Source organism: Candidatus Acidiferrales bacterium (assembly GCA_035934015.1).
In the GTDB taxonomy this organism is placed as follows: Bacteria; Acidobacteriota; Terriglobia; order Acidiferrales; family UBA7541; genus DAHUXN01.
This window is the reverse complement of the sequence record DASYYH010000006.1, coordinates 115,681-140,879: the sequence shown is the minus strand read 5'-3', so window position 1 is coordinate 140,879 and position 25,199 is coordinate 115,681. Positions and strand designations below refer to the sequence as shown.

23 protein-coding genes are annotated in these 25,199 nt (G+C 56.8%); 11 read left to right on the top strand and 12 right to left on the bottom strand.

The window, feature by feature from the left end:
* Nucleotides 1-4: 4 nt before the first annotated feature.
* The 3 genes from VGR81_03005 to VGR81_02995 are packed head-to-tail and all read right to left on the bottom strand — an operon-like array spanning nt 5 to nt 7,466.
* Nucleotides 5-3,958 (bottom strand): translocation/assembly module TamB domain-containing protein, encoded by a 3,954-nt coding sequence (locus VGR81_03005; protein HEV2287901.1) that lies wholly within the window; start codon nt 3,956-3,958, stop codon nt 5-7.
* Nucleotides 3,955-4,653 (bottom strand): hypothetical protein, encoded by a 699-nt coding sequence (locus tag VGR81_03000; GenBank protein ID HEV2287900.1) that lies wholly within the window; start codon nt 4,651-4,653, stop codon nt 3,955-3,957. Before VGR81_03000 ends, VGR81_03005 begins: the two co-directional genes overlap by 4 nt.
* A complete protein-coding gene (locus VGR81_02995) occupies nt 4,653-7,466 on the bottom strand; it encodes a POTRA domain-containing protein (protein HEV2287899.1) in 2,814 nt (937 codons plus the stop codon). Before VGR81_02995 ends, VGR81_03000 begins: the two co-directional genes overlap by 1 nt.
* A gap of 222 nt (nt 7,467-7,688) precedes the next feature.
* Between VGR81_02995 and VGR81_02990 the strand changes: the two genes are divergently transcribed.
* On the top strand, nt 7,689-8,753 hold the full coding sequence (locus VGR81_02990; protein HEV2287898.1) for a ThiF family adenylyltransferase: 1,065 nt from the start codon (nt 7,689-7,691) through the stop codon (nt 8,751-8,753).
* Between the two features lie 21 nt (nt 8,754-8,774).
* Here the strand turns inward: VGR81_02990 and VGR81_02985 are convergent, their stop codons facing one another.
* Entirely contained in the window at nt 8,775-9,110 is a 336-nt protein-coding gene (locus tag VGR81_02985; GenBank protein HEV2287897.1) for a hypothetical protein, read from the bottom strand.
* A 253-nt stretch (nt 9,111-9,363) separates the two neighbouring features.
* On the opposite strand from VGR81_02985, the gene VGR81_02980 reads away from it, so the two are divergent.
* From VGR81_02980 to VGR81_02965, 4 genes are all read left to right on the top strand, one after another.
* The gene (locus VGR81_02980) at nt 9,364-10,116 is read left to right on the top strand and encodes a YebC/PmpR family DNA-binding transcriptional regulator (protein HEV2287896.1); all 753 of its coding nucleotides are present in this window, start codon (nt 9,364-9,366) and stop codon (nt 10,114-10,116) included.
* A gap of 130 nt (nt 10,117-10,246) precedes the next feature.
* Nucleotides 10,247-10,864, top strand: a complete 618-nt coding sequence (gene ruvC, locus VGR81_02975) for a crossover junction endodeoxyribonuclease RuvC (protein HEV2287895.1) — start codon at nt 10,247-10,249, stop codon at nt 10,862-10,864.
* On the top strand, nt 10,861-11,541 hold the full coding sequence (locus VGR81_02970) for a hypothetical protein (protein ID HEV2287894.1): 681 nt from the start codon (nt 10,861-10,863) through the stop codon (nt 11,539-11,541). The genes ruvC and VGR81_02970 overlap by 4 nt, the downstream gene beginning before the upstream one ends.
* 152 nt (nt 11,542-11,693) lie before the next feature.
* Entirely contained in the window at nt 11,694-13,385 is a 1,692-nt protein-coding gene (locus VGR81_02965; protein HEV2287893.1) for a DUF6600 domain-containing protein, read from the top strand.
* A gap of 30 nt (nt 13,386-13,415) precedes the next feature.
* Here the strand turns inward: VGR81_02965 and amrB are convergent, their stop codons facing one another.
* The 3 genes from amrB to VGR81_02950 are packed head-to-tail and all read right to left on the bottom strand — an operon-like array spanning nt 13,416 to nt 14,942.
* The gene (amrB, locus tag VGR81_02960; protein HEV2287892.1) at nt 13,416-14,219 is read right to left on the bottom strand and encodes an AmmeMemoRadiSam system protein B; all 804 of its coding nucleotides are present in this window, start codon (nt 14,217-14,219) and stop codon (nt 13,416-13,418) included.
* 35 nt (nt 14,220-14,254) lie between these two features.
* A complete protein-coding gene (locus VGR81_02955) occupies nt 14,255-14,617 on the bottom strand; it encodes a hypothetical protein (protein ID HEV2287891.1) in 363 nt (120 codons plus the stop codon).
* Complete coding sequence (locus tag VGR81_02950; GenBank protein HEV2287890.1) at nt 14,607-14,942, bottom strand: hypothetical protein; 336 nt, start codon at nt 14,940-14,942, stop codon at nt 14,607-14,609. Before VGR81_02950 ends, VGR81_02955 begins: the two co-directional genes overlap by 11 nt.
* Before the next feature lie 108 nt (nt 14,943-15,050).
* Here VGR81_02950 and VGR81_02945 point away from each other — a divergent pair, with 108 nt between their 5' ends.
* From VGR81_02945 to VGR81_02935, 3 genes are read left to right on the top strand one after another with little or no spacing between them, the layout of a single operon-like run.
* On the top strand, nt 15,051-15,332 hold the full coding sequence (locus VGR81_02945; protein HEV2287889.1) for a hypothetical protein: 282 nt from the start codon (nt 15,051-15,053) through the stop codon (nt 15,330-15,332).
* Between the two features lie 13 nt (nt 15,333-15,345).
* On the top strand, nt 15,346-16,965 hold the full coding sequence (locus tag VGR81_02940) for a methylmalonyl-CoA mutase family protein (protein HEV2287888.1): 1,620 nt from the start codon (nt 15,346-15,348) through the stop codon (nt 16,963-16,965).
* A gap of 20 nt (nt 16,966-16,985) precedes the next feature.
* A complete protein-coding gene (locus VGR81_02935; protein ID HEV2287887.1) occupies nt 16,986-17,612 on the top strand; it encodes a Maf family protein in 627 nt (208 codons plus the stop codon).
* A 73-nt stretch (nt 17,613-17,685) separates the two neighbouring features.
* Here VGR81_02935 and tatA read toward each other — a convergent pair whose 3' ends face one another.
* The 5 genes from tatA to VGR81_02910 all read right to left on the bottom strand — a co-directional run bounded on the left by tatA (nt 17,686) and on the right by VGR81_02910 (nt 22,213).
* Nucleotides 17,686-17,880 (bottom strand): twin-arginine translocase TatA/TatE family subunit, encoded by a 195-nt coding sequence (tatA, locus tag VGR81_02930; protein HEV2287886.1) that lies wholly within the window; start codon nt 17,878-17,880, stop codon nt 17,686-17,688.
* 72 nt (nt 17,881-17,952) lie between these two features.
* Nucleotides 17,953-19,872, bottom strand: coding sequence for a selenocysteine-specific translation elongation factor (gene selB / locus VGR81_02925; GenBank protein HEV2287885.1), 1,920 nt, complete (start codon nt 19,870-19,872; stop codon nt 17,953-17,955).
* Between the two features lie 94 nt (nt 19,873-19,966).
* Nucleotides 19,967-20,641 (bottom strand): orotidine-5'-phosphate decarboxylase, encoded by a 675-nt coding sequence (pyrF, locus tag VGR81_02920; protein HEV2287884.1) that lies wholly within the window; start codon nt 20,639-20,641, stop codon nt 19,967-19,969.
* 35 nt (nt 20,642-20,676) lie between these two features.
* Complete coding sequence (locus VGR81_02915; protein HEV2287883.1) at nt 20,677-21,183, bottom strand: septal ring lytic transglycosylase RlpA family protein; 507 nt, start codon at nt 21,181-21,183, stop codon at nt 20,677-20,679.
* Nucleotides 21,184-21,271: 88 nt separating this feature from the next.
* On the bottom strand, nt 21,272-22,213 hold the full coding sequence (locus tag VGR81_02910) for a dihydroorotate dehydrogenase (GenBank protein HEV2287882.1): 942 nt from the start codon (nt 22,211-22,213) through the stop codon (nt 21,272-21,274).
* Nucleotides 22,214-22,361: 148 nt separating this feature from the next.
* Between VGR81_02910 and pyrR the strand changes: the two genes are divergently transcribed.
* Genes pyrR through VGR81_02895 form a run of 3 tightly spaced genes read left to right on the top strand, consistent with a single transcriptional unit; the run spans nt 22,362 to nt 25,161 of the window.
* Nucleotides 22,362-22,910: a bifunctional pyr operon transcriptional regulator/uracil phosphoribosyltransferase PyrR gene (gene pyrR / locus VGR81_02905; protein HEV2287881.1), complete on the top strand. Its 549-nt coding sequence runs from the start codon at nt 22,362-22,364 to the stop codon at nt 22,908-22,910.
* Nucleotides 22,911-22,940: 30 nt separating this feature from the next.
* Entirely contained in the window at nt 22,941-23,909 is a 969-nt protein-coding gene (locus VGR81_02900) for an aspartate carbamoyltransferase catalytic subunit (GenBank protein HEV2287880.1), read from the top strand.
* Complete coding sequence (locus tag VGR81_02895) at nt 23,896-25,161, top strand: dihydroorotase (GenBank protein HEV2287879.1); 1,266 nt, start codon at nt 23,896-23,898, stop codon at nt 25,159-25,161. Before VGR81_02900 ends, VGR81_02895 begins: the two co-directional genes overlap by 14 nt.
* Nucleotides 25,162-25,199 lie beyond the last annotated feature (38 nt).

Sequence of the window (25,199 nt, the reverse complement as noted above, 5' to 3'; positions counted from 1 at the left end):
ATCCCTACTTGAAGTGGCTGGTGAATTTCACATTGATGCCGAAAATTCCATTGATGTCGCGGAGCGCGACGATGGAAATGTTGCGGCTGACGGCGTAATCGACTTCGATGACTTGCTGCTGGTTGGAGTTGGCGTTGGTGCTGTAGGTGACGCTCAAGTCGCGCGTGACTTGCTTCTGAATCGTAACGCGCGCGGCAGTGCTCTGCTCGACGCCGCTAGTCGCCAAGCTGCTGGCGAGGAATGGATCGACGCGAAAATTGGTGACGCCAAAAAGCTTTTCGATGGGGCCGCCGAGCTGGCTGGAGATAGCTTCGGAAAGCAGCGCGGTGGCGCCGAAGTTTTGCGTCTGAGAGGAAGAAGCATTCATAAAAGCAGTTTGCTCGCCGGGACTGCCGAGAGCGAGCAAGCTGATGATGTCCGTCCCCGGAAGAGGAGGATCGGAACGATAGGAAAGCTGCATGCGGCTGGCCGGACCGGTAAAGTCGAGCGTGATTTCGTAAGGATTGATATCCGTGGCGGCTTCGATATTGAGAACCGGATCGAAACGGAAAGGATTCGTGAAGTTCACGTCGCCGCGCGTCAGGCGATAGGAGTTTCCGTGAAAGGCCATCTCACCGCTGAGAAGATGAACGTTGCCAAGCACAATCGGATGTTCCCAGGTGCCGCGAACGCGAACACTGCCCTCGGCGGTAAACCGCGCGCCAGCCCAATCAATGCGCATGCCGGCACCAGCCGTTGCGCCGACATCAAATTGCAGATTGCGGAGGTAAGCGGAAGTGATGGCAGGGCCGGTGAGCGAAGAGGAGTTCTGTGCGACGACGAGCATGGAAGTCAAATCGACACCCTGACCGAAAACCACGCGCTGAACGGTCACATTGCCGGAAAGAAGAGCCGCTCTTGTTGTGCCGCTGAATTGAACGCCGCCGTCGAGCAGCCAGCTCATTCCCTCCGGGTAACGGATGCGCACACTGCGCGCCGTGGCGTCTACTTCATAGTGCATCGGAGATTCGCCGTAGCCGACCGATCCCGAAATCTTCAGGTCGCCGCCGCCGGCTTGCGCGGTCATATTTTCGAAGATGAGGCGGTTGCGATCGAAGACGATATTTCCATTTAAGGCGCTCAGACCGGCGGGAAAATCGCCATAGTGAGCGGAAGCGTTTTCGACTCTTGCCTGGCCGACAATTTGCGGATTTGTGAGAGTTCCGGTGATGGAAGCATTCAGCTGCGTCACACCCCGAGCTTCGAGATCGGGAAACAACGCTGCGGCCAGGCGAAGGTTGATGGCACCAGAAATATTCAGGTTTAGGGCCTTCGTTCCCGTGAGCCTGGCATCGCCGGAAAATTGGAAGTTTGTGTCCGGGCCGCTTAAGGAGGCCTGCTCAATGCGAACCTCGCTCTCGTTATAGATCAGCCGGATAGGCCCCTCATTGTGCAGTTTCACGTATTGGTAGTCGAAGGAGAGACGCGACAGATAGGCGTCAAAAATGATTGTGTCCGGCTGGAGCAAATTGCCAGAGATTGTGAATTGGCCGTCGCCATTACTGTGGCCGGTCAAGCCCTGGAGATGGAAGGCGGCGACGATGAAAGGATCAAGGTCGACCTGGTAAAGGCTCATGGAACCCGTGAGCGGATAGCCTCCGGAAAGGCCAAGGCGCACATTGGCTTTCAAACTTTCGACAGACTTTGTCGAGGAAATGACCAGGTTGGCAAATTGTCCGTCGGAATCGATCTGGCCCGCGAAGCTGTCTGGAATTTCGGCGCCGAATTGAAGATTCGTCAACTGGAAAGTGCCGTGGCCCTTCGGGGCGGCGATGGGACCTTCGCCTGACAATTTGAAATCCAACTGGCCACTGACCGGCAGAGCTTTCAACTGGAGATAGCGGAAATTGTTCAGCGGGATGGCCGAACCCACCATTTGAAAATTGACTTCCTTCGTCGAAAGACGATAGTCCAGGCTGCCGGTAACCTTGCCGGTGTCGCGATCCACCTCGGCGTCAATGATGCGAATTTGATCGTGACGCAAGTGCAGCTCACCCTTGGCATGATCGATACGCACGTCATAGGCGACCATTTGAGTGAGGTCGAAGGTTCCATCGAGGACCGGGTCGCCGCGCGTGCCACTTCCCTGAAAATCGGCGGTAACGATAGCGTGCGCCGGATACGAAACGCCGAACATGGATTGCAAGTCATCGGTCGAATCGCGAACGAGATGCGCGGAAAGGCTCCATGTGCCCTCCTTATGAAAATTCCAGTGGCCATCGAGACCGAGCGTCAAATCGAGAATGGCCGAGGACGAACCGCGTTCGACGGCCGCATGAATTAATTCAAACTCCTTCGGCGAGTAAGACATTCGACCGGTGATGTCCGCCCAATAGAGCTTTCCATAGCGGGCCTGGACGGCGTGGAAAGAACCGGCGAACGCCGGACCAGTGATGGGGCCCGTTAACTTGCCGTTCCAATCGGCGACCCCGGTGATGGCTTCCGGATTGGGCGGATTGCCGCGGAGGTCATTGATGAAGTCCTGCCAATCGGCGATGCGACCGGTATGAAAGTTCACGGCCAGGTCCGACTTTCTCTTGGCAATGGCACCCGCGAAAAGGACCGTGCTCACGGGCGTATCAATCGTGCTGGGCGAGATGATTACGGAGTCGCGAGTCATGGCATAGTCGAAATTGATATGTGCGGTGATTGGGAGCTTGCCCGGTGCGACACCGGTGGGGGACCAGACCGAAACGCCGCGCGTTGTCAATTGCTTGAAATCGCGAGTCCAGGTCAGAACCGCGTCCGTGTCGGCAGCGCCGTCCCAATGCAGAGTGTTTACGGGCATTTCCTCGTTATCGACGGCGGCGAGGACTTGTGCGAGTCTCGCGCCATTGAATTGCGCCGTGGTGCGAAAATTCAAGCCGTGGAAATCCATATCGAGATGGCCTTTGGCCTGGCCTCCAAGAGCCCTGGCTTCGAAGGCCGGCAGGGTGAGGTGGTTATCGGCAACTTCGAAGTCGCTCCAGCTTTGGATTCCTCCAGCGTGGAACCAATGAAATTTCAGGACAATCCCCTGAGCGAGATAATGACCGGACATGCGCAACTGGCTGTCGCGATAGCTGCCATTGGCCGTGAACTGAACATGGCCATCGGGCATGGAAGGCTTGCGCAAAATCAAGCGCAAATCCGGCAGCGAGATGTCGCCGCGGCAGTGAAAGTTCGCCGCGACAGGCTTGAAGCCCGGCAATTCGCCATAGGCGTCGAGCTGCGTGTCAGGCAATTTCAGATGGAAATCGTTCAGCGAAAACGCGCTGCGCGTCAGCGTGAAGCGCGTCGAGACATCCATACGAAACGGAATAAAGCGGCGCGCGGCTATTTCGACCTGCTTCCAGCCTAACTCGCCCAGATAGGCACCGCCCAACTGCTGCGCTTCATAGTTCATCTGAAACCGAAAATCCTTGCCCTCTGCGTCGAGCGGAATGCGGGCATTGTTGAAGAGGATGAAGCCGTCACTAACCTTTAGATTTGCAATCTCTAGATTGAAGAGCTGCTCGCGCCAAGGCTTGCTGGGACCTCGATGCTGAGGGGAGGGGATATTGCTTTCCCCATTTTCTCCGATGCGAACAAAAACGGAGGGTCGAATCACCTCCAGATCGCTCAAAGAAGCTTTCCTCTCAAACAAAGAAATGATGTGTACGCCGACGCGAACCTGATCGATGTGAACGAATGGCGGCAGGCCAGCGGTTTCGCGGCCGTGCAATGTGAGATCATCCAATTCCAAGCGCAGGCCGCGCAGGTGGAAATGAAATGCTCCGAGCTGAACACGAGCGCCAGTACTGGCCTCGATGCGGTGCACGACATATGGCCGCGCCCATTTTTCGGCAAGTCCTGTCTCCACGATTACCGTAATGACTGCGGCGAGGGCTACGGCGAGGAGCAAGCAAACGGAGAGAATGCGAACGACAACGCGCTTCATCCACCCCCTCCCGGGGGCTGGATGACCACACGAAGCTTGGCCTTCGCCTCTTCAAGCCACTGTGCGGCCTTCTTATTGATTTCTTCCTGCGTGAGCAACTGGCGAATCGAAGCGTTGACCTGATTGAGCGGAGGAATGGCAAGGCCGCGTTTTTGAAGCTGCGGCAAGAGCTCGTTTTGATAATAGGCTTGAATCTCGGCGGAGGTAACTTGCGCGGCGGCATGGAATTTGTAATCGAGATAACGCACGTAGTATAGCTGGCGCTCGAGAATGGAACGCGTCTGGTCCTGCGTCAAACCCACCTGTGCCAAACGCGTCTGAAACTGTTCGGAAGACGGAAACTGCTTAATCAGCGTCTGGAACTCGAGATCCACCTCAGAGGCAGTCGGATGCGGGAATGTGGCCGTCGCAGCCTCCGTGCGAACAATCCACTGGTTGACGAGTTCTTCGACAACCTGCGCGCGGCTTTGGACTTCCCCATCGATGAGGTGCTGGTAGCTTTCCAATTCGCGGACTTCGCTTTCGGTGACGACGTCGTTTCCCACGCGCGCGGCAATGCCATCAATGATGGTTGCTTGTGGGGCAGAGGCTCCAGCGGAGGGAGCCGGCGGATCTTTCGGACTCGACGAACTCTGGGCAAGCGCCGGCAGAGCCAGACAAAAAAGAGAAACGATGATTGCGATTCGAGCTCTCATTAGAATATCGATCCTATATTGAAGAAGAATTGGAAGTGAGGCAATTGGTTGGTCTGGGGAAGGTTCGTAGCCGTATTCAGTGATTCAAACGAGGGTGGATTGATCTGGTAAGCCAAGTCGAGACGCACCGGGCCGATCGGCGTCCCGTAACGAAAACCGAAACCGACCGTGTGAGAGAAATAATTCAAATTGGGACACTCCGACTGCAGCAGCGTCGTCCCGGGCTGGCATCCTGACGGCGGAGGCAAAGGAGTATACCGCAAAGAGACGTGGTGGATGTCAGTGAAAACGTTTCCTGCGTCGTAAAAGACCGTGCCTCCCAAGCGGTTCCCAATCCAAGGAAGATGCATGGGAAAACGCAGCTCCTGATTAAAGCTCAACTGCGCCAAGCCACCGACGGGAAAGCCAGTCGTGGGGTCGCGCGGCCCAGCCTGATCGAGAGCGAAGCCGCGGATGCTCGTGCCGCCGCCAGCGAAGAAACGCTCGGGAAGAGGAATGTCGTCTTCGGCGGAGCCGTTGAACGGCTCTTCGATACCAAAGGAGGCCGAGCGCGCGAAGACCAGAGACTTTCCGAGCGGCGTAAAGGATGAGTTCTGGGCAAAAATGCGCAGGTATGTCGCCGTGCCTCCCAAAGAACGGGTCGCGACGCTCGTATCGATCATGTTGTATGTGCCGCGCGTAGCGTCGGCGGGATTGTTGCGGCGGTCGCGAATCCATGTTGTTTCAAAGCCGGAAACCTTGGTTGGCTGGCTGAACAAAGGAACTTCCTCGACGGACACTTGCAGGTTGCTGGCGGTCACATGGCGATAGAAATACTGGTAGGTCAGGGATGTGGAAGGTGTGATGTTCTCCACAATCTGGGCGCTGCCTTCGTAGCGCGTGGCCGTAAACGTATTGACGTAACTCGCCTTGTCGGCAAAGCCGGTAATGATTAAGTTCAATGAAGGATACGTCAGAAAGTCTGGAGCGGTGTAACTGAGGAGACCCTGATACTCGAGGGTGCTGCCGCGGAGCTTCAAAGAAATCGTGTGTGCGCGGCCTCCCACGTTAATTTTAGAAACCTCGAAAATTCCGAGAGGGCTTGCCGTGAGCGTGGTCTGTGTGGCGTTGGTTGTCGAGGCCAGGCGCTGGGCTTCGAAGCCGAATCCATAACTCACGGTATATCGCTTCCCTTCTTCGACATCCACGACGACGTTCTTATCCGGATAAGTTCCGCTGGGATTTTGCGGCGCAACCTGAACGCGATCGAAAATAGCCAAGTTGTAGAGCCGCTCTTGCGTTGCGATGACGTCACCCTCGCGCAGTGGGCCATTTGGTTTGATGCTCACCTGCCGGCGGATAACTCCGGGACGCGTGTACCGGTAGCCGGCAAGCAGAACCTGACTGACGTCGACGCGCTGGCCCTCACTGATTTCATAGACAAGACCGATGCGGTCGGCACCAGCCGGCGTCGCCTTCACCTCAAATTGTGCATTAGGAAAGCCCTGATCGAAATAGTACGCCAGGACATTGTCCCTGTCCGAAGTGACATTGACCTCCGAGTACGGTTGGCCAGGGGTCGAACCGATGACGGTCAGGAGCTGCTTCGACGTCAGAGCGTGATTTCCTTCCAACTGAAGACTGGCCACGCGGGTCTGTTGGCGCTCCGAAATGTGAAAAATGACAAAGATGTTGCCTTCTTTGCCTTGATAGTTGTCTTCAACTTCAGGCTGCACTTGAGATTGAAGAAAACCGTTCGAGAGATAAAGCCCGCGGATGGAATCGGCATCTGTCCGAACCATGGCCTGGCTGAAACGACCGCGAGACCCGAAGCTCTGAGGCTGAATCAGCAAGCGGCTTTTCAGCAGTTCCGTATTGAAGTACTTATTGCCTTCGATCTCGATTCCGACAAGACGGTGGCGAATGCCGAGGTCCACGGTGAATTGAATCACTTCTGTCTGCGTCGCAGGATCGACATGGGTCGCGTACGTTGCCGTGGAATCGAAATAGGCCTTCTTCTGAAGCATGTCGCGAATGTTTCGCAGGCCCTCTTCGAGAAGGTCGGGATCAACGTCACCCTCTTCATATATGGGGACGAGTTTGCGCATCTCCGCGGGAGAAATCTTTGCGCCGGATACTTCTACGCGGACGCGAGGGCCAGCTGTCACGTCCAAGGTAACGGGAAGCGTGCGCGTATTCGGATCATACTTTCCCCTAAGCGCGGCGACGCGCGCGCCGAGATAACCGTCGGCGACCAGATAGTTTCGCAATCGCTCGACGCTGCGCTCGATTCTCTCCGAAGTGACGGAGATTCCCTTGGAAATCTTGGCGTGCTTGAGTAGTTGCTGGCCGGGGAATGGCGTTTGATTGTCGACGCCCACATCAGACACTTTCGCCCGCGGACCGGGATCGACTTCGACAGTGATGTCGATCTGCTGGGTTTCCGGATGCCTGGCCAATCCGTAATGGATGCTCGCCTCATAGAAACCATCGTCCTGCAGGGTTTGACTCAAGCGCCGAAGACCTTCTTCGAGCGCGGAAAGCTGAAAAGGTTCGCCGAGCGGCATGTGCAGGGCAGCCAAAGCGCTCGCTTCATTGGGCGGATCCTTCAGTCCAATGATGCGGGCAACATTGTTGTAAAAATTGGGCACCACCACGAAATCGACATGCAGGCCATCGGCCTCCGACATTGCACGCGTGCTGACGTCGGAGAACAGACCTGATTGGTTCAACTCGCGCAAGCTTAATTGCTCGGCATCAATGTGAAACGCGGCACCAGGATGGAGCGCCAGCAGGCCGATTTTTTGAGGTATGGGATTTCCCGCTGCGTCCACTACGCGAACCGCAGCGACAGGCTTGCCTTCAAGCGAGGGTTCCTGAGAACACGCTCTTGAGGACGCCAAGAAATGCAATGTGGCAAGCGCGAACAAGGGAAACGCACGAAGGCGGAAGAATCTGCTGCTCCGCGCCAGTTTGCGTTTCCATGTCATCCTCAGGAATACTCCCGGCAAGGGTAGCACACCCGCGTTTCCCTCGATTTCAAAAACGGCGATATTATGGAGTGGGTGTTGTCGTTCGGAGAAACTGTGGAGCCGAAGCAATTCGAAAAGTACTCCCGCCAAATCCTTTTTGCGGGCATCGGTGAAGAGGGCCAAGAGCGTTTGCTGCAATCGAGCGCCGCGCTAGTCGGTTGCGGCGCATTGGGCACAGTCGTTGCCAACCTCCTTGTTCGGGCTGGGATCGGCAAACTGCGAATCGTCGACCGCGACTTTGTCGAATCATCGAATCTCCAGCGCCAAACCCTTTTTGAGGAATCCGATGCGCTTGAATCCCTGCCCAAGGCCATTGCCGCAGAGCGCCGGCTGAGAGCGATCAATTCGGAGACGCAGATCGAAGGCATCATCAGCGATCTGAACCCCCAGAATGCTCTCGAGTTGCTCTCCGGCTATCAGCTCATCCTCGACGGCACGGATAATTTCGAAACGCGCCTGCTTATCAATGATGTTGCTGTTTCGCTTGGCGTTGCGTGGGTTTATGCGTCAGCGGTAGCTAGTTACGGTGTCACGCTAACGATTCTCCCCGGAGAGACAGCATGCCTCGCGTGCCTGCTGGAATCAAAAGGCGAGGCTGGCGGCTATGGACTTGAAGAGACATGCGACACCGTGGGGATTGTGAATAGCGCGGCAAGCCTCATCGCGTCTATCGAAGCTACGGAAGCGATAAAACTGCTTGCGGGGAAGCGGGAGGCGCTGAATCGGCGGTTGATTTCCTGCGACGTGTGGAGCGGACGATTCCAGTCGATTCGCGTGGCGAGAAATCCGCAATGCCGCGCCTGCGGACGGCGCGAATTCAGTTACCTTGAGGGCGAGGCGCAGGCGCATGTCACGATGTGCGGCCGCGATTCCGTACAGATACACGAGCGCAGCAGGCGATTAGATCTCGCAGGCCTCGGTCAAAAACTGGAACGGACAGTCACGGAAGTTCGCCACAATGAATTCCTGCTGCGGTTTCGCGTTGCGCCGTACGACGTTACGGTCTTCCCGGACGGCCGCGCGGTCATCAAGGGCACGCGTGATCCTGCTGTGGCGCGTTCCCTATACGCTCGTTACATTGGCGCGTAACGGAAGCTCCCGAGTCTTTATTCATCCGATGCGGCGTTCTGTTTCCTGACGGGCGGCGATGCGTTCTACGTTTTCGCGGCAGTTCATCAAAGTGAGGAATGTGCTGAGGATGCGCGCCTTGGTTTCGTCGGTGAGCGTTGGTCCGCCGGTCGCGAGCTGCGCGAGCTTCTGGCCGTGCTCGGCGATGAAGCGTTTCATTTCTGCGTAGCGTTCACGGGTGCTGTTGCCGATGGCGGTTTCTCTGCGCATCTGCATGCACTCGTGCTCCAGTTCAAGAGTGAAATGCAAAATGCAGCGCCGCTGCGGCTCGAGTTCCGGCGGGACTCGCGTCTTGCATCCGACGACTTCACAACTCACGAGCATTTCGTCCCAAGGCTTTCCGGCGGCCCTTACGACAGAGGCGAGGGAACGCACCCAGTATTCAAGATTCTTGTAACACCTCGCACTGCTAAAATCCAGCATTGGGAGGGCTTACGCTTCCAATCATGCAAGACCACAGGCGCACGGAGAGGCCGCGCGTGTACTGCTTCTTCTTTCGGATTTGCTATGCTAGACTATCGCAGCAAGAGCAATACCTGCTCCTGCCAGTTTCTTCTGCGAGGCAATCTGGATGTCCGGGCACTCAAAGTGGGCGACAATCAAGCACAAAAAGGCGGCGACAGATGCGCGCCGCGGCAAGATTTTCACGAAAATCATCCGTGAAATCATGATTGCAGCGCGATCGGGGGGAGCGGACCCGAACACGAATCCTCGCCTGCGGACGGCTATCCTGGCCGCGAAGAACGAAAATATGCCCAACGACAATATCGAGCGCGCCATCCTTCGCGGAAGCGGGCAAATGGAAGGCGAAACGCTGGAGGAAGTGACGTTCGAGGGATACGGTCCAGGAGGCGTGGGGATGCTGGTGCAGGTGGTAACCAGCAACCGCAACCGGATCGTGAGCGAGATTCGGCACCTGATGTCCAAGCACGGCGGCAACATGGCGGAGTCAGGCGCTGTGGGCTGGATGTTCCATCGCAAGGGCGATATTACGGTTCCGAAAGAAGCGGCGAGCGAAGAAAAGATGATGGGTATTGTGCTCGATGCGGGCGCAGAAGACCTGAAGGACGATGGATCTTCGTGGGAGGTTGTGACTCCTCCGGAAGAATTCGAAAAAGTGCGTGAAGCACTGACGACCGCGGGAATTACTCCAGCAGGGGCAGAGGTCGCGTGGGTGCCGCAAAATTACGTCAAGCTCACCGGAGCGCAGGCGCAGCAAATGCTACGGATGGTGGAAGCGCTGGAAGAGCATGACGACGTGCAGCACGTCTACGCCAATTTCGATATCGACGAAAAGGAAATCCAGGCAGCAGTAGCCGGTTAGGCGTTCGGCGCAACATCGACGTTTAGTATTTCTCTCCTGCATAGTGTTTTTCGCGCGGCCCTCCTCGAAAATTTCACTACCGGAACAATTTCGTGTGCGCGTAGACTGAGCCGGGGTGAGGCGCGCGAATATGCCAGCGAACAATGCATCGGCGAGCAAATCGTTTCGCGTTCTGGGTCTCGACCCGGCGCTCGCCGGCGCGACCGGTTACGGCGTGGTGGAACTGGAAGGCACGGCGGCGCGAATGTTGCGCTTTGGCGCGCTGCGATTCCCGACGCGAGCGGATTTTTCGGCGCGGCTGCGCGAAATCCATCGCGTGGTGGCGGAGCTGGTGGAAGAATTTGCGCCAGATGCCGTAGCGGTCGAATCTGTGTTTGCCGCGCTAAACATGCGCACGGCCCTCAAGCTCGCGGAAGTACGGGGAGTGATCCTCCTTGCCGCGGCGCAGGCGGATATTCCCACGCGAAGCTACTCGCCGCGAGAAGTGAAAGCCAGCATCGCCGGCTATGGCGGAGCATCGAAACAACAGATGCAACAGATGGTGAAAGTCCAACTGGGGCTCTGTGAACTGCCGGAACCGGCCGATGCAGCCGATGCACTGGCTGTAGCGCTCTGCCACGCGCATGCGGCGAGAGCACAAGCACAAATTTCGCGAAGCGTGAAATCGAATCACGCGACAGGCAAAACTGGAAGTGACGCTTTGCCGCGCAGCCATTTTTCGCCAGTGCGCATCCCAATCCATCGATGAAAAATCGCCATCTACAAATTGCATTTGCCGCGGCCTTGCTGCTTGCGTCCTTTGCGCCTGCCATCGCGCAGGGGCAGACGGAGGATCCGGGTACGGCGCCGACTCAAGCGCCGATGCTAACGTTTCGCAAAATCTTCAAGTCCAGCTATCCGGAATTTGTCGAAATCAAAGTGAACGCGAACGGCTCTGGAACATGGGACATACGCCAGCTCGACGACACTCCAAATCCTCGGCCGCTGCAACTCAGCGAGCCACTGACGCACAAGATGTTCGACCTCGCCGCGCAGCTCCATGACTTTCAGGGTGTGAATCTGGACGTGCACAGACGCATCGCGGACCTCGGCCAGAAAACATTTCGCTATCAGAATGGACCGGAGATTCACGAAGTAAGCTTCAATTACACGATCAACGGCATTGCGGATCAGCTTCTTGCCATCTTCGATGGGCTGCAGCGGCAGGAGCTCGACCTCAGCGATTTGGAACGCACGGTGCGGTACGACCATCTAGGCGTGAACGAGATCATCAATCGCATTCAGGATGATGTGAAGAATAAGCTGCTTCCCGAACCGCAAGCCTTGCTGCCGGCGCTCGATCAAGTGGCGGGAGATACCGATCTGCTGGATATGGCGCGGCAGAGCGCGCGAGCCATCGCCGAAGAAATCCGCAGCAGCCGCTAGTCTTTCCAACCTGACTGAACCCGGCTCTGACGATAAATTCGCTTGACGGAGAGTTGCGGGAGCGTGAGCATACATATCAGGTAAACGAGCGCGCAACTACTTGACGTGGCGCGCCATCTAAGTCTGCAAGATACCCCAAAAGGGGGTGCGCGATGCGGCGTTTCATTCTTGGTCCCTTGCTATTCAGCATTCCCGGTTTTCTCTTCACGGGTTCCGTTCAACCAGCTCGCGCTTCCGATCTGAGCTATGCGCGCATCGTGCGCGTCAGCCTTGCCGAGGGGGACGTCCAAATCTCTCTTCCCGGCAATCCGAAGTGGCAGGCCGCAGCGCAAAATATGCCCATCACGCAAGGCGTGACTGTAGGCACAAACGAAGGCGTGGCGGAAGTGCAGTTTGAAGACGGCACGACGGCGTGGATCGGCGAAAACACACTGGTGCAGTTCACGGAACTCGCTCTTTCGGATGGCGGCCGTATCACGAAACTGACGCTGGCTCAAGGCATGGTCAGCATTGATGCGATGCTGAAAAAAGCCGATTCGTTCACTCTTGTTGCAGGCAAAGAGACGATCACTGTTCCGAAGCATTCGCTGTTCCGAGTGGATGGGTTCCACGACGGCGCGTCGGTGAGCGTGATGCAAGGCCAGCTGGAAGTCAGCGATGCCAGCGGGCAGCAGATGCTGGCAAAAGGCAAGACGCTGGCGTATCGCGGCCATGAAACGACCGCAGTGGTAACTGCAAATCCAAAGTCAGATCCATGGGACCGCTGGGTGAATCAGCGGCAGCAATTTAATGAGGCTGAAACCGCGCAAGCGCTCTCGTACACAAATTCTCCAGTGAGCTATGGCCTCGGAGACCTTGCCGCGTACGGATCGTGGAGTTATCTACCTGGATTCGGGTATGGCTGGCAGCCGTATGGCACGGGAAGCTGCTGGATGCCTTTCACGAACGGGAATTGGGGGTTCTATCAAGGATTCGGTTGGACATGGATAAGCGCAGAACCCTGGGGCTGGCTGCCATACCATTTCGGCAATTGGAATTTCTCTCCATCTTATGGATGGATGTGGTTCCCGTCCTCATTTGATTTCTGGAACCCTGCTCCTGTGAATTGGTATTCGAATGGGAGCGACGTGGGATGGTGGCCGGCAACATTCTCGGCTCCCTCGCAATTGATGCTGGACCAATTCGTCGGCGGCTGCTCGGGAATGGGAGCAGGATGGCTTGCAGGTTATTATTCCGGAGCCGGTGGAGCGGCTGCTGCCGGAAGAGGAGCCTCGCCGCTGGGCAGGCTCACTCCACGAGGCAAACTCCCGGCTCCGCCGCGGCTTCTCCTCACGGCGAAGAGATTAGGCGGCGGGGACGGCATACGATTGATGGCGTTCGGGGGCGTTGGCGAAAGAGTGCATCCTTTGACGGCTCAGCCACTGGAAAATGGCAGATTGCCCAAGTTCACGGAAGGTGCGGGGGCATCAAATCGCGGTTTGCCGGCTGTTTCGCGAACGCTCGCACCAACAGCGCCGGATATGGTCCATTTGCAGAGAACCCTGGCGAGCGCGGGAAAAATTCCAATGTTGAATTCGAGACTGCCTTCTGCACCGCCGCGTGAATCGCTGCGATTGGCGAACGCGATGAATATGCCGGCCCGAATGCCGCACAGCCCGCCGCGAATGAGTTTCCAGCAATCACGCGGCGTGGGAAACGGAAACTCGTTCTCGCATCCTTCGGGAGCGGGTTACTCGAGTCCGGGGTTTTCAGTATCAGCGGCGCCTTCTTTTGGCCGCGCTGCACCGGCGTCCGGTGGCTCACATTCTTCGGCACCCGCAGCGTCCGGAGGACATCCCCGCTGATTCGTGAACACAGGCAGCGAAGGCCCCGCGTCAGCAGACGATTATCCCCGCGTAGCCGACTACGTCGCCGGTATCGTGATTGACGTCCGCCGACGTCGCGTAGCGTATAAGTTCCGCGCGCGTCGCGCCCAATTCTTTCGCAGCTGACAGCATTACCACCGTAGGTCCATACCCGCACATGGTGATCCGTTCGGTTCGTACGGTGTCATAAAGCCACCGCGCGTCCAGAGCGAGGATGGCGTCAATCGCTTTGCGATCCTTCACACGCGTGATGGCATCGCTTTCGCGATGGTTCATGTCCGAGCTTGCCACAATCAGAATTTCGTCTTTTTGTGCGCGCACCACTTCGGCAACCGCGTGTCCGAGCATTTCGAGCGCATCAAATCGGTCGCTGCCAATCACAATCGGGGCAAAAGTGAAATTTGCCGCGAGCCTCTGCAGAAATGGCAACTGCACCTGGAGGGAATGCTCCGCGGCATGGGCGACATCATCTTCGCGCAAAAGCGGAAAGGCTTTTTTCAGTTCCACGGCCAGAGCCGTATCGATGCGGGCATCGCCGAGAGGTGTTTGCCAGGCATCTTCGGAGAGGATTGCAAATCGCTCGCCCTGCGGATAGTGGCGCGGCCCGAGGAGAATGAAGCGCGCTGGCAGCTCCAGCGCGGCGTAAACGGCTCCTGCGACATACCCGGAGTAAATATATCCTGCGTGGGGCACGACGCAGCCGCGCGCACGGACTTTCTTGGCGCGCGGGTTGAGGCATTGATCAAGCTGGCGCAGAAGGATGGATGAATCCGCAGGATAAAAACGACCGGCAACCGCAGGAGGACGAATCATGCGAATCTTCCCGAGAGATTGTACAGCGATTCGGGCTAGAAGGCTTTCGAGGCTTTCCCGTGAATTTCTTCGGCGACGTTCGTTCCGTGCTCGTATTTGATTGTCACGTGATCGCCGGACTGATAGCCGCCTTGATCGATGAGCTTCTGCAACTTGTTCTTGAGGTACGTTGAAAAAGTGAAGGTACGCACGACGTAGGTATCTTTGGGATCGCGCACCTGAATCGACGTGGTATCCATGCGGATCACATCGCCCTTGAAAGTGTCCAGCTTCACCTTGGGCAAGACGTTTTTTGCCTTCACAGTTTTCGCTGTTGTCGATTGTGCGCGCGCCGGAATGCATTCCACGCTTGCGACGGCAGCTGCGAGGAACAAGGCCGCTATGTGTCTACGCTTCATCGATGGAAATCTTGAGAGATTTCAGGAACTTGATGTCCTGGGGCGTTATTTCAACTTTTCCTGACTCGACCTGCTCGTCCATTACTTCTTCATCGACGCGAATATGCAGAGATTCCAAAAAGCGCCGGTCGGTCATCGTCATTTTGGATTCCTGCTGCGACCGCTGCGCAAGGCCGATCGTGGCATCGAGCTTGAGCACGATGTCATACCCGGCAGCGCGGACGTTCGCGATCGCCTCGGCAATCTTTTCAGAGTCCGCCACGGAATCGTTGATTGCGTGGCCCAATTCACGGAGCAAAGCTTTCAAGTTGTCGTCGAGGCGCAAGGTCTCCCTCCCGCTTGTCTATTTCCGATTCTATTGCGGCAGCGCAAAGGATACAAGCCCTGGTGCGCCAGCCGACAACTCCCCGCCGGATGTAATAGAATGGGAACCATGGCATCCGGCGCCAGATCAAACGTTCGGCCCGATCTGATTTCGGCGGCGTGGCGCGGCGGCACGACGATCGTGCGCACAATCTGGAAAGTGACGCGCCAGCTTTTTCACGAGGCAACTGGTTCGCTTTTCGCGCTATTCGCGCTGTACTCCGGAGTGGCTGCGTGGAGACAATTCCATCAGACGAGCAATTGGTGGATTGCGGGACTTGCTCTGGGATACACGCTGATGATGGCATTTTTTTCGGTCAGTTCGTTTCGCAGTGCGCGCCGCGTACGCTGAATTGCGTCCCAAGATGAACAAGATCCCCGCCAAGACGGAATCCAATGAAGTTCGGAGAAGTTCTCCCGGGGCTTTGCCCATGGAAACAGTTATCACATCCGAGAACCTCGGCGATTGGAATCCCGATCGCGAGTTAGGTTTTCCGGGCCAGTTCCCTTTCACGCGCGGCATTTATCCAACGATGTATCGTGGCCGGCTCTGGACGATGCGCCAGTATGCGGGATTCGGCACGGCCTTCGAATCGAATCAGCGCTATCGGTATTTGCTGTCGCAGGGGCAAACCGGTCTTTCCGTCGCTTTCGATTTGCCCACGCAAATCGGCATGGATTCGGATCATGCGCTGGCATTGGGGGAAGTAGGCAAAGTCGGCGTGGCTATCGATTCGCTCGAGGATATGGAGACGCTTTTCGAAGACATTCCTCTCGACAAGGTTTCCACTTCCATGACGATTAATTCGACGGCGGCAATTTTGCTGGCGCTGTACGTCGCGGTTGCAAAGAAGCAAGGTGCGAATCTTCGCCGGCTGGCGGGAACCGTTCAGAACGATGTTCTCAAGGAATATATCGCGCGGGGGACGTACATTTACCCGATTCGGCCTGCGATGCGCATCGTAACGGACATTTTCGCATGGTGCCATGCAGAGATACCCAACTGGAATGCAATATCGATTTCCGGATATCACATTCGCGAAGCCGGGTCGACCGCGGTGCAGGAAGTCGCTTTTACGCTGGCAAATGCGATCGCCTATGTGGATGCCGCGGTGACGGCGGGATTACACGTGGATGATTTCGCGCCGCAGCTTTCTTTCTTCTTCAATTCGCACAATGGACTGCTGGAAGAAGTCGCCAAGTTTCGCGCCGCTCGCCGCCTCTGGGCGCGCCTCATGCAAAAGCGCTTTGGCGCGCGTGATCCGCGATCGATGTTGCTGCGCTTTCACGCGCAAACCGGCGGCTCGACGCTTACGGCACAGCAACCGGAAAACAATCTCGTTCGCGTCGCGCTGCAGGGGCTTGCGGCGGTTCTGGGCGGTTGCCAGTCGTTACACACGAATAGCCTGGATGAAGCTCTGGCCCTGCCAACGGAACAATCCGCGCTGCTGGCGCTGCGCACGCAGCAAATCATCGCTCACGAGACGGGCATTGTGAATACGATCGATCCCTTTGCCGGCTCCTATGCCATCGAATCTCTGACCAACGAAATCGAATGCGGTGCGGAAGAATACATCGCCAAAATCGACGCGCTCGGAGGCATGCTTCGCGCCATCGAATCTGGCTTTGTACAATCGGAAATTCAGAAGGATGCATACGATTACCAGCAGGCGGTCGAGCGCGGAGAAGTGATCGTCGTGGGCGTGAACCGCTTTACCGAGGATGCCAGAAACACGCAGGTTCCCACGATGCGCATTGATCCGGAGGTCGAGCACGCGCAAGTTGCCCGTCTTCGCGCACTGCGGGCACGAAGAGATGCCCACAAAGCAAAGGCTACGCTGGCCGAAGTACAACGCCGTACGGGGACGAAGGAAAATCTGATGCCCGCAATCCTTTCCGCAGTGGAATCTTATGCGACCGTGGGTGAGATTTCCGACGCGCTCCGCAGTGCCTTCGGCGAATACCAAGAGTCCGTAGTCATCTAGGCGCTCTCGCGATGCAAGCCATGCACCTCATACTCGCCTCCGCTTCGCCGCGACGAGCGGAGATTCTTCGTAATGCGGGTTTCAAGATCGAGATCCGACCGGTGAGTATTGACGAGTCACTTTGCCCAGGAGAGCCGGCAACGGATTACGTGCGCCGTCTCGCGGAGGAAAAAGCTCGCGCAGTTGCGCGCCAACTGAAGAGCGAGACAATGCCAGAACCCACTTTCATCATTGGCGCCGATACGGCTGTTGTCGGCGAAGGAGAAATTCTCGGAAAGCCGACATCGAAAGAAGATGCTCGCCGCATGCTGCGCATCCTGAGCGGCAAGAAGCATGAAGTGTTCACCGGATTGGCTGTGCTTCCATTGTCGAATCGACAGATTTTCGTTTCGGCCGAAGCAACTTGCGTGACGTTTGCGAGACTTTCGGATGATGAAATCGAGGATTATGTCTCTACAGGCGAGCCGTTCGACAAAGCAGGCGGCTACGGAATTCAAGGCCGCGGAGGAAAATTCATTTCGCGGATCGAAGGATGTTATTTCAACGTAATGGGCATGCCGCTTGCGCGGCTCTACGCCATGCTTCGTGAACTCAGCGCGGATTCGCGCGAAAAGCTGGTTCCGCGCACGGAAAAAGGAGGCAAATAAGCGGCTTAAAACAAAAACGGCAGCCCCTGGCTGCCGTGGAGTTCTGCTCCAATCTGTCTCCTCTGGATGTCGGCTACTTTTTCTGTTCGGTCGGCGGAGCGGGCGTAGTCGTCGAGGGCGGTGTTGACGGTGGTTCGTCGCGCATTCCTTCCTTGAATTCCCGGATGCCCTGTCCCAGACCGCGCATCAACTGAGGGATCCTGCTGCCGCCAAACAATATGACAACGATGATCAAAATTAACAACAAATGCATCGGGCTGAATTCCATGCTACCTCCTTGCCGAAACTGCACCACGGCAACCTGCGCAAGGGCCTCTATCTTGCTGCGAGAGAACCTGCCTTAAAGTATAACACGTTCATCCCCGGCACGGCGCGTCAACCCCTCTCGATCGAGGTACTCAAGGAGTGGAATCGCATACTTGCGGCTCACTCCGGCCAATTCCTTGAACACTGGAATCGGTAATTTCGGTCCGCGCTGCTTCTTATAGCCTGCCAGAAGGGCATGCAAATGTTCGAGGGCCGTCCGGTGCAATAGCAAATCCTCGGTGATTTTGACGAGCGTTTTTTCGCGGACCAGGAGTTGCAGAAGTTTTCGTGCTCGCTCCGGATCCACGCGCACGCCTTTTAGAACTTCGGTCACCGCCGGCGCGGTCAAGCCTGCACGTTCAAATTCACGCGCGATTTGTTCTTTGGCTTTCGTCTCTTCCGGCGTCAGCACAATTTGACGATTGGCGCGCTGGACGATGTCTCCCGAAAGCACGATTTTGCCTCGCTCCACCAGTTTATCCAGTGCCGCACGAAATATTTCTGGAACAGCTTTTCCACTGATTCGACCGCGCAAATCCTGCCGGGCGATGCCCGGAAGGAGCGGATTCTTCGCGTGGAATTGATCCATTTCCGCTTCGATTGCACGCAGCAAGTCTTCCATGCGGCTGGGCGAGGTCAGAATCAATGGCTCGCCGGAGACAAGGCAAATTCGCTGCGCCGCAACCAGCTTGTTGGCAATTTCCAGAATGTCGGCTTTGAGCCAGCCAGTGCGCGCCATGAGCTTCGCGAGATCTACGCCTCGGGCATTCTCCGCCGCAAGAGCCACAAGAATCTCTTCCCGGCTGCCGTGCTCAATGGTCTCGAGAAATGCCGAAACGCTTGTATCGCTCTTCTTGTGGCGAGGTGCGAATGCATCGAGTACAACTCCGCCGCCGATGGTCACAACAGGCGAAAATTGGCGGATAATGAAGCGGTCTTCGGGCAAGAGTGTTACCGCTTTGTCCAATTGCATCTGCGCGAGAGTCGCGCTTCCCGGCCGGAGTTGCTCTTGACTTAAAAGCGAAACGGTAGCGATTGTCTCGGCCGTGCCTTGATGAAAGTGGACTCGCGTTCCGCCTTTAAGCGGTCGCGCAGAGGAGAGCAAAGTAAGCCGGACGTCAATCCGATTCGTCGGATGAAAAACTCCCGGGGTCACCAGCACCATGCCGCGCTCGATTTCCTCTGTTTCAATGTCAGCAAGATTCACTGCAGTTCGCTGACCGGCTAATGCCTGCTCGACAGTGCACCCACCCGAATGCAGCCCGCGAACCCGCAAGCGCTTTCCTCCAGGAAGCAACTCGACTTCTTGCTCGATGCGCAGCGTTCCCGAAATCAGCGTACCCGTCACGACAGTACCGAAACCCTTCATCACAAACGCGCGGTCGATCGGCAAGCGGACCTGCCGGGAAGCATCTTTCCCTGGCACTTCGCGCGCTACCCGAAGCAATGCTGCCTTCACTTCCTCGATTCCAGCTCCAGTTTTCGAACTTACACCGACGATTGACGCGCCTTCCAAGGCGGATCCGCGGATGAATTCCTCCGCCTCCAGTTTGACCAAGTCCAAGGCATCCCGTTCAACCAAATCGATTTTCGTGATCGCGACAATCCCTCGCGAGATGCCAAGCATTTGGCAAATGTCGAAGTGTTCGCGCGTCTGCGGTTTGATTCCTTCGTCGGCGGCGATGACGAGCACCACGAGGTCGATACCCCCGGCCCCGGCGAGCATGTTGCGGACAAATCGCTCGTGCCCTGGTACGTCGACGAAACCCATTCGAACGTCATCGAGTTGCAGGAAGGCAAAACCCAGATCGATTGTGATGCCTCGCCGTTTCTCTTCCTCCAAACGATCGGGATGCGTACCTGTCAACGCCTCGACCAGTGTCGATTTGCCGTGGTCGATATGTCCAGCTGTGCCAACAATGACGTGCATGCCCACGCGTTTGTCCTTGGCCAACCCTGCAATTCAGGGATGCGCACCGATGCTAATGGACTAGGAAGATGGGGTCAAACGTCGCGAGGCAAGCGTGGGAAGGAAAACGCGCGGCGTGCTAGGAGACGGATACTCGAGAGGCCTTCATTTCCTGAAGTATGGCATCCGCAGCTTTGCGAGGATCCGGAGCGGCCGTAATTGGACGACCAACGACGAGGTAATCCGCGCCCGCCCTTATAGCACCAGCGGGCGTTGCGATGCGAGCTTGATCGTCGGCCTTTGCTTCGCCTTCGGCAATAGCAGGGCGTATGCCCGGCACTACGACTTTTATGTCTCTTCCCACTGCCGCACGCACAAGGGAGGTTTCCCGAGCAGAAGCTACTATCCCGTCCAAGCCGGCTGATTTCGCAAGTTGGGCAAGTGCGACCACACGGTCTTCCACGGGCCCTGCGAGTCCTATCCGTCTAAGTTCTGCTCCATCCAGGCTCGTTAGGATGGTGACTCCGAGCAATTTCGGGGGATTTTTGATGTTCTTCAGAGCATCTTTGGCGGTCCGCATCATTTCGTAGCCGCCCGTCGTATGCAGAGTCAGCATTTTGACCTTGGGAAGGCCCGCAGCCGACCTCACTGCTCCTGCGACGGTGTTTGGTATGTCACAGAACTTTAAATCCAGGAAAATGCCCGGCACTAGCGACGCGAGCCGCTCGACGGCTCGCGGGCCCTCAGCCGTAAATAGCTGGCTGCCTATTTTGGCCAGTCCTATACGCCCCTTGAGCTGGCGGACAAGATGGATGGCTTCCGAAAGATGGGGAAAGTCTAGTGCGACAATCAGTTGGCTGGCGGTTCGTTCTTTGATTTCGGCACCTTGAGCAGCTCGACCCTCACGCGGGCGGTGCCGCGGTGGGCAAAGCCAAGTTCCTTGGCTACCTGGTACGAAACATCAAGGTCGCGTCCCGGAACGTATGGACCCCGGTCATTGATTCGGACAATCGCGCTTTTCCGCGTGCGAAGATTGACGACCCTGACGACAGATCCCATCGGCAGACTGGGGTGGGCTGCCGTCTGGGCATACATATCATAAATCTCGCCATCCGCGGTAACCTGGCCGTCGAAATTTTGGCCGTACCAACTGGACAGGCAAACGAAGGTCTTGAGTGGCCTAGGGGCCAGCTTGGAGTCCGGGGTGGCTAGACCCGAGGCCAGCAGCTCGCCTTGACTAATCGAGGCAGGCGCAGCACTCTCGCCAATGGCCGGAGCCTTGACGACTGTGACGAGAAGGAATGGCAAGACAAGGCCTAGAAGCACTTTTCCGAGTTGTTTTAGTCTTGTTTTCATGTTTTTATAACTCTTTCAGAATCAACAAAATTATACCGCGAACCGAACTCCCACTCAAGTCGTATCTGCCGAAAAAGAACCTCCAATCTCACTTAGAGACTTCCCTTAACTGGTTGATATTATTGATAGTTAGACTCTCACAGTGGTGCCAAAGTTCCTCCACCACGCGTTCAGACGCTCTGGGATCGGCAAAGTGAGCAGTCCCGATCTGAATAGCGGTGGCTCCGGCGCGAAAATACTCAAGGACGTCGTCTAAGCTTTCTATCCCTCCAAGGCCGATGACAGGAATCCCAACGGTACGACTTACGTCGTAAACAAGCCGTACCGTGAGAGGTTTTATGGCTGGACCAGAGAGCCCACCCGTCAAACGACCCAACTTTGACGAACCTGTCGCAGGGTCAAGAGCCATGGCTGGGTATGTGTTTGCTACTGTTAGCGCGTCCGCTCCAGCCGCCTCAGCGGCGCGTGCGGTCGCCTTTACGTCTGCATTCGGGGCTAGCTTCACCCATAGCGGTCGTTTCACCGCCGCCCGCCGTGCTGCAGTTACAACCTGGGACGTGAGCAAGGGATCGACTCCAAATTCCGAGCCGCCCTGATCCACATTTGGGCAGGAGATGTTTAATTCGTAGCCGGCCACGCCTTCGGCGTCTTCCAGCACATGGATTACTTCCACATACTCATCAATCGTGTAGCCGAACACATTTGCGATGATGGCTGTTCGATATTTCCTGAGCACCGGCAGCTTCTCGGCGACGAAGGCATGCACACCAATATTCTGCAACCCAACGGCATTGAGCATGCCGCCCGTGGTTTCACAAAGCCGCGGCACGGGTGCTCCGGTCAAAGGCTGCGCCGACAGACCCTTGACAACAATTCCGCCGAGAGAATTCAAATCAACAAGATGAGAAAATTCGATGCCATATCCGAAAGTCCCGCTGGCGGCAATTACAGGATTGGAGAGAAGAAGGGTACCTATCCGGACGCTGAGGTCGACGTCCGTGGGCCGCCGGGCGCTTGCGGGCGAGCTCACGCGAAGGAGTTTAACACACGCAGAGCAGCGTCTGCCATGTCTAAAGTCGAGATTCCAAAAAGCTGCGGCAATTGCCGAGTTCTTCCTGAATGGCTAGCAGAGGCTCGCCCCTCGCGCTTTTCCCTCTCTGTGTTACGATAATGCGCCCATGCGCGTCATCGAAAAACGCCAGCTCATGTCCGCGGACGAGATTCGACGCACGCTCGACCGCTTGGCACATGAGATCGTGGAGAAGACAGGCGGTGCGAAGGATCTGGCACTCATTGGCGTGCGCCGTCGTGGCATCCCGCTGGCCGAACGCCTCGCCAAATCCATTCGTGCATCGTCGAAGGCTGGAGTCCCTGTCGGCACGCTGGACATCACCCTTTACCGCGATGATCTTTCGACTGTCGCGCCGCAGCCCGTTGTGCAATCCAGCGAGATTGCGTTTCCCGTCGACGATCGTGATCTGTTGCTCGTCGACGATGTTCTCTATACTGGTAGGACCGTCCGCGCGGCGATGAATGGACTGTTCGATTTGGGCCGCCCGAGACGCATTCAACTATGCGTTTTGATCGATCGCGGCCATCGCGAGCTGCCTATCGAAGCAACTTTCGTGGGCCGAGCTGTGGAAACGTCGGATACCGAGATTATTGAAGTGCGTTTGACTGAAATTGACAAGGAAGAACGCGTTGTGGTCATGGATCGTGTTGACTGAACCTGTGAAAATCTGCAATCGAGGGAGATTGTGTCGCACCGCTTCCGTCATCTGCTAGCCATAGAACCGCTCAGCCGCGAACAAATCGTATTTCTTCTTGACCAGGCAAAACCCTTCCAGGAATTCCAACGCTATCCATTAAAAAAGCTCGCGACACTCCGCGGCAAGACGATTGCGCTCACGTTTTTCGAGAACTCCACGCGCACACGAATCAGCTTTGCCACGGCTGCATCACGATTGGGCGCAGACCAAATGAATCTTCAGGCGGAAGCCTCCAGCGTAAAGAAAGGCGAATCGCTCAGCGATACCGTACGGACGCTGGAAGCCATGAGGCCGGATGCGATTGTGATCCGCCATAGCTCCTCCGGAGCCGCCGAGTTCGTTTCGCGGCGCGTGGATGTTCCCGTCATCAACGCAGGCGACGGCACACACGAGCATCCGACGCAGGCACTACTCGATGCCCTGACGATCCGCGATCGCCGGGGCCATCTCGACGGAATCCGCATAACGATGATTGGCGACATCCTTCACAGCCGCGTGGCGCGTTCCAATATTCATCTGCTTTCAAAGTTTGGGGCGCACATGACGCTATGCGGTCCCGCGATGTGGCTTCCGCGAGAACTTGCGTCGCTTGCGCCGAATATTCGCTGCGTCCCGTGCATCGAAGAAGCGCTCGACGGCGCGGACGCCATCATGGCGCTACGGATTCAGCAGGAGCGTATGCACGAGCCTTCGATTTCCGCAGAAGACTACATCCTGCAATATCAATTGACACCTTCACGAGTGAAACTGGCGCGCAGGAATGCCATTGTTCTGCATCCGGGCCCGATGATTCGCGGGCTGGAAATCGATCCGGCGGTTGCCGACAGCCCGCAATCTTGCATTCTGGAACAAGTCACCAACGGGTTGGCGATTCGCATGGCGATTCTCTTCGAGCTTGTCGCCGGCTCCGCCGACCCTCAAGATCACGCAAAGGATTCCTCGCATGCTGCTGATTAAGAATGGCCGCGTGATTGATCCGACATCGAAAACGGATTCCCACGCGGACGTGCTCATCGACAAAGGGAAGATCGCAAAGATCGGCGCGGGGATTTCCGCAGGCGATGCGGTCGTGCTCGATGCAGCCAATTGCATTGTCGCGCCGGGCTTCATCGATATGCACTGCCATCTGCGCGAACCAGGCGGAGAAATTTCGGAGACGATTCAATCGGGTACGCAATCCGCAGCACGCGGAGGGTTCACTGCCGTATGTCCCATGCCAAATACGCACCCCGTGAATGACAATGCGTCGGTCACTCGCGCGATTCTCGAGCGCGCAGCCGCCATCTCACCCGTTCACGTCTGGCCCATCGGAGCGGCCTCCAAGGAAAGCAAAGGCGAGCAGCTCTCCGAAATCGCTGCCATGCAACAAGCGGGCGCGGTCGCCGTGACCGACGACGGCAAGCCCATCGCCAGTGCGCGCCTTCTCCGGCAGGTGATGGATTATTGCCGACCGCTGAATTTGCCGGTGATTGATCATTGCGAAGATTCATCGCTTGCCGCGGGTGGTGTAATGCGAGAAGGGCCGCATTCGATTCGTCTGGGCTTGAAAGGCATGCCGGCTGCGGCCGAATCAATTTGCGTTGGCCGGGATGTTGAAGTGGCCTCACTGACCGGCGCGCGCCTGCATATCGCGCACATGTCTGCGCGCGGCTCGCTGGAACACGTACGCAATGCCAAGCGGCGCGGCCTCAGTGTCACGTGCGAAGTGACGCCGCATCATTTCACGCTCATTGATGAAGACGTACGCTATGACTCGCATTTCAAAATGAATCCGCCGCTCGCATCGCGCGAAGATCGCGACGCGCTATTGGAGGGCCTAGCCGACGGAACTGTCGACGCAATCGCGACGGACCACGCGCCACATCATCCCGCGAGCAAGGATGTCGAATTCGATCGCGCTCCCTTTGGCATCACCGGGTTTGAGACAGCCATCGCCCTAGCGCTCGAGCAGCTCGTCCACGCCAATCGCATTTCGCTCATGCGCATGGTGGAACTATTCACAATTGGTCCAGCAAAAATTCTGGGCAAAGAAAGCAAACTGCATACAGGCGCTCCCGCCGACATTACGATTTTCTCGACTGAACGCGACTGGACCTATCACACCGTCGAATCTCCCGGTCTTTCGCGCAACACGCCATTTGACGGACGCAAATTCCGCGGCGGACCTGTGGCAACAATTGTCGGCGGAAAAATCGTTTATCGCAATTGACAGATTTTTCTTCGCTTCGAATGCAATGAAATAGTTTC

Excerpts from the sequence above, each read along its gene's own strand:
- amrB (HEV2287892.1), bottom strand. The coding sequence starts at position 14,219 with ATGATTCGTCCTCCTGCGGTTGCCGGTCGTTTTTATCCTGCGGATTCA.
- tatA (HEV2287886.1), bottom strand. The coding sequence starts at position 17,880 with ATGGAATTCAGCCCGATGCATTTGTTGTTAATTTTGATCATCGTTGTC.
- VGR81_02915 (HEV2287883.1), bottom strand. The coding sequence starts at position 21,183 with ATGAAAACAAGACTAAAACAACTCGGAAAAGTGCTTCTAGGCCTTGTC.
- VGR81_02895 (HEV2287879.1), top strand. The coding sequence starts at position 23,896 with ATGCTGCTGATTAAGAATGGCCGCGTGATTGATCCGACATCGAAAACG.
- VGR81_03000 (HEV2287900.1), bottom strand. The coding sequence starts at position 4,653 with ATGAGAGCTCGAATCGCAATCATCGTTTCTCTTTTTTGTCTGGCTCTG.
- VGR81_02990 (HEV2287898.1), top strand. The coding sequence starts at position 7,689 with ATGGAGTGGGTGTTGTCGTTCGGAGAAACTGTGGAGCCGAAGCAATTC.
- VGR81_02940 (HEV2287888.1), top strand. The coding sequence starts at position 15,346 with ATGAACAAGATCCCCGCCAAGACGGAATCCAATGAAGTTCGGAGAAGT.
- VGR81_02935 (HEV2287887.1), top strand. The coding sequence starts at position 16,986 with ATGCACCTCATACTCGCCTCCGCTTCGCCGCGACGAGCGGAGATTCTT.
- VGR81_03005 (HEV2287901.1), bottom strand. The coding sequence starts at position 3,958 with ATGAAGCGCGTTGTCGTTCGCATTCTCTCCGTTTGCTTGCTCCTCGCC.
- VGR81_02965 (HEV2287893.1), top strand. The coding sequence starts at position 11,694 with ATGCGGCGTTTCATTCTTGGTCCCTTGCTATTCAGCATTCCCGGTTTT.
- pyrR (HEV2287881.1), top strand. The coding sequence starts at position 22,362 with ATGCGCGTCATCGAAAAACGCCAGCTCATGTCCGCGGACGAGATTCGA.
- ruvC (HEV2287895.1), top strand. The coding sequence starts at position 10,247 with ATGCCAGCGAACAATGCATCGGCGAGCAAATCGTTTCGCGTTCTGGGT.
- VGR81_02955 (HEV2287891.1), bottom strand. The coding sequence starts at position 14,617 with ATGAAGCGTAGACACATAGCGGCCTTGTTCCTCGCAGCTGCCGTCGCA.
- VGR81_02970 (HEV2287894.1), top strand. The coding sequence starts at position 10,861 with ATGAAAAATCGCCATCTACAAATTGCATTTGCCGCGGCCTTGCTGCTT.
- VGR81_02945 (HEV2287889.1), top strand. The coding sequence starts at position 15,051 with ATGGCATCCGGCGCCAGATCAAACGTTCGGCCCGATCTGATTTCGGCG.
- VGR81_02980 (HEV2287896.1), top strand. The coding sequence starts at position 9,364 with ATGTCCGGGCACTCAAAGTGGGCGACAATCAAGCACAAAAAGGCGGCG.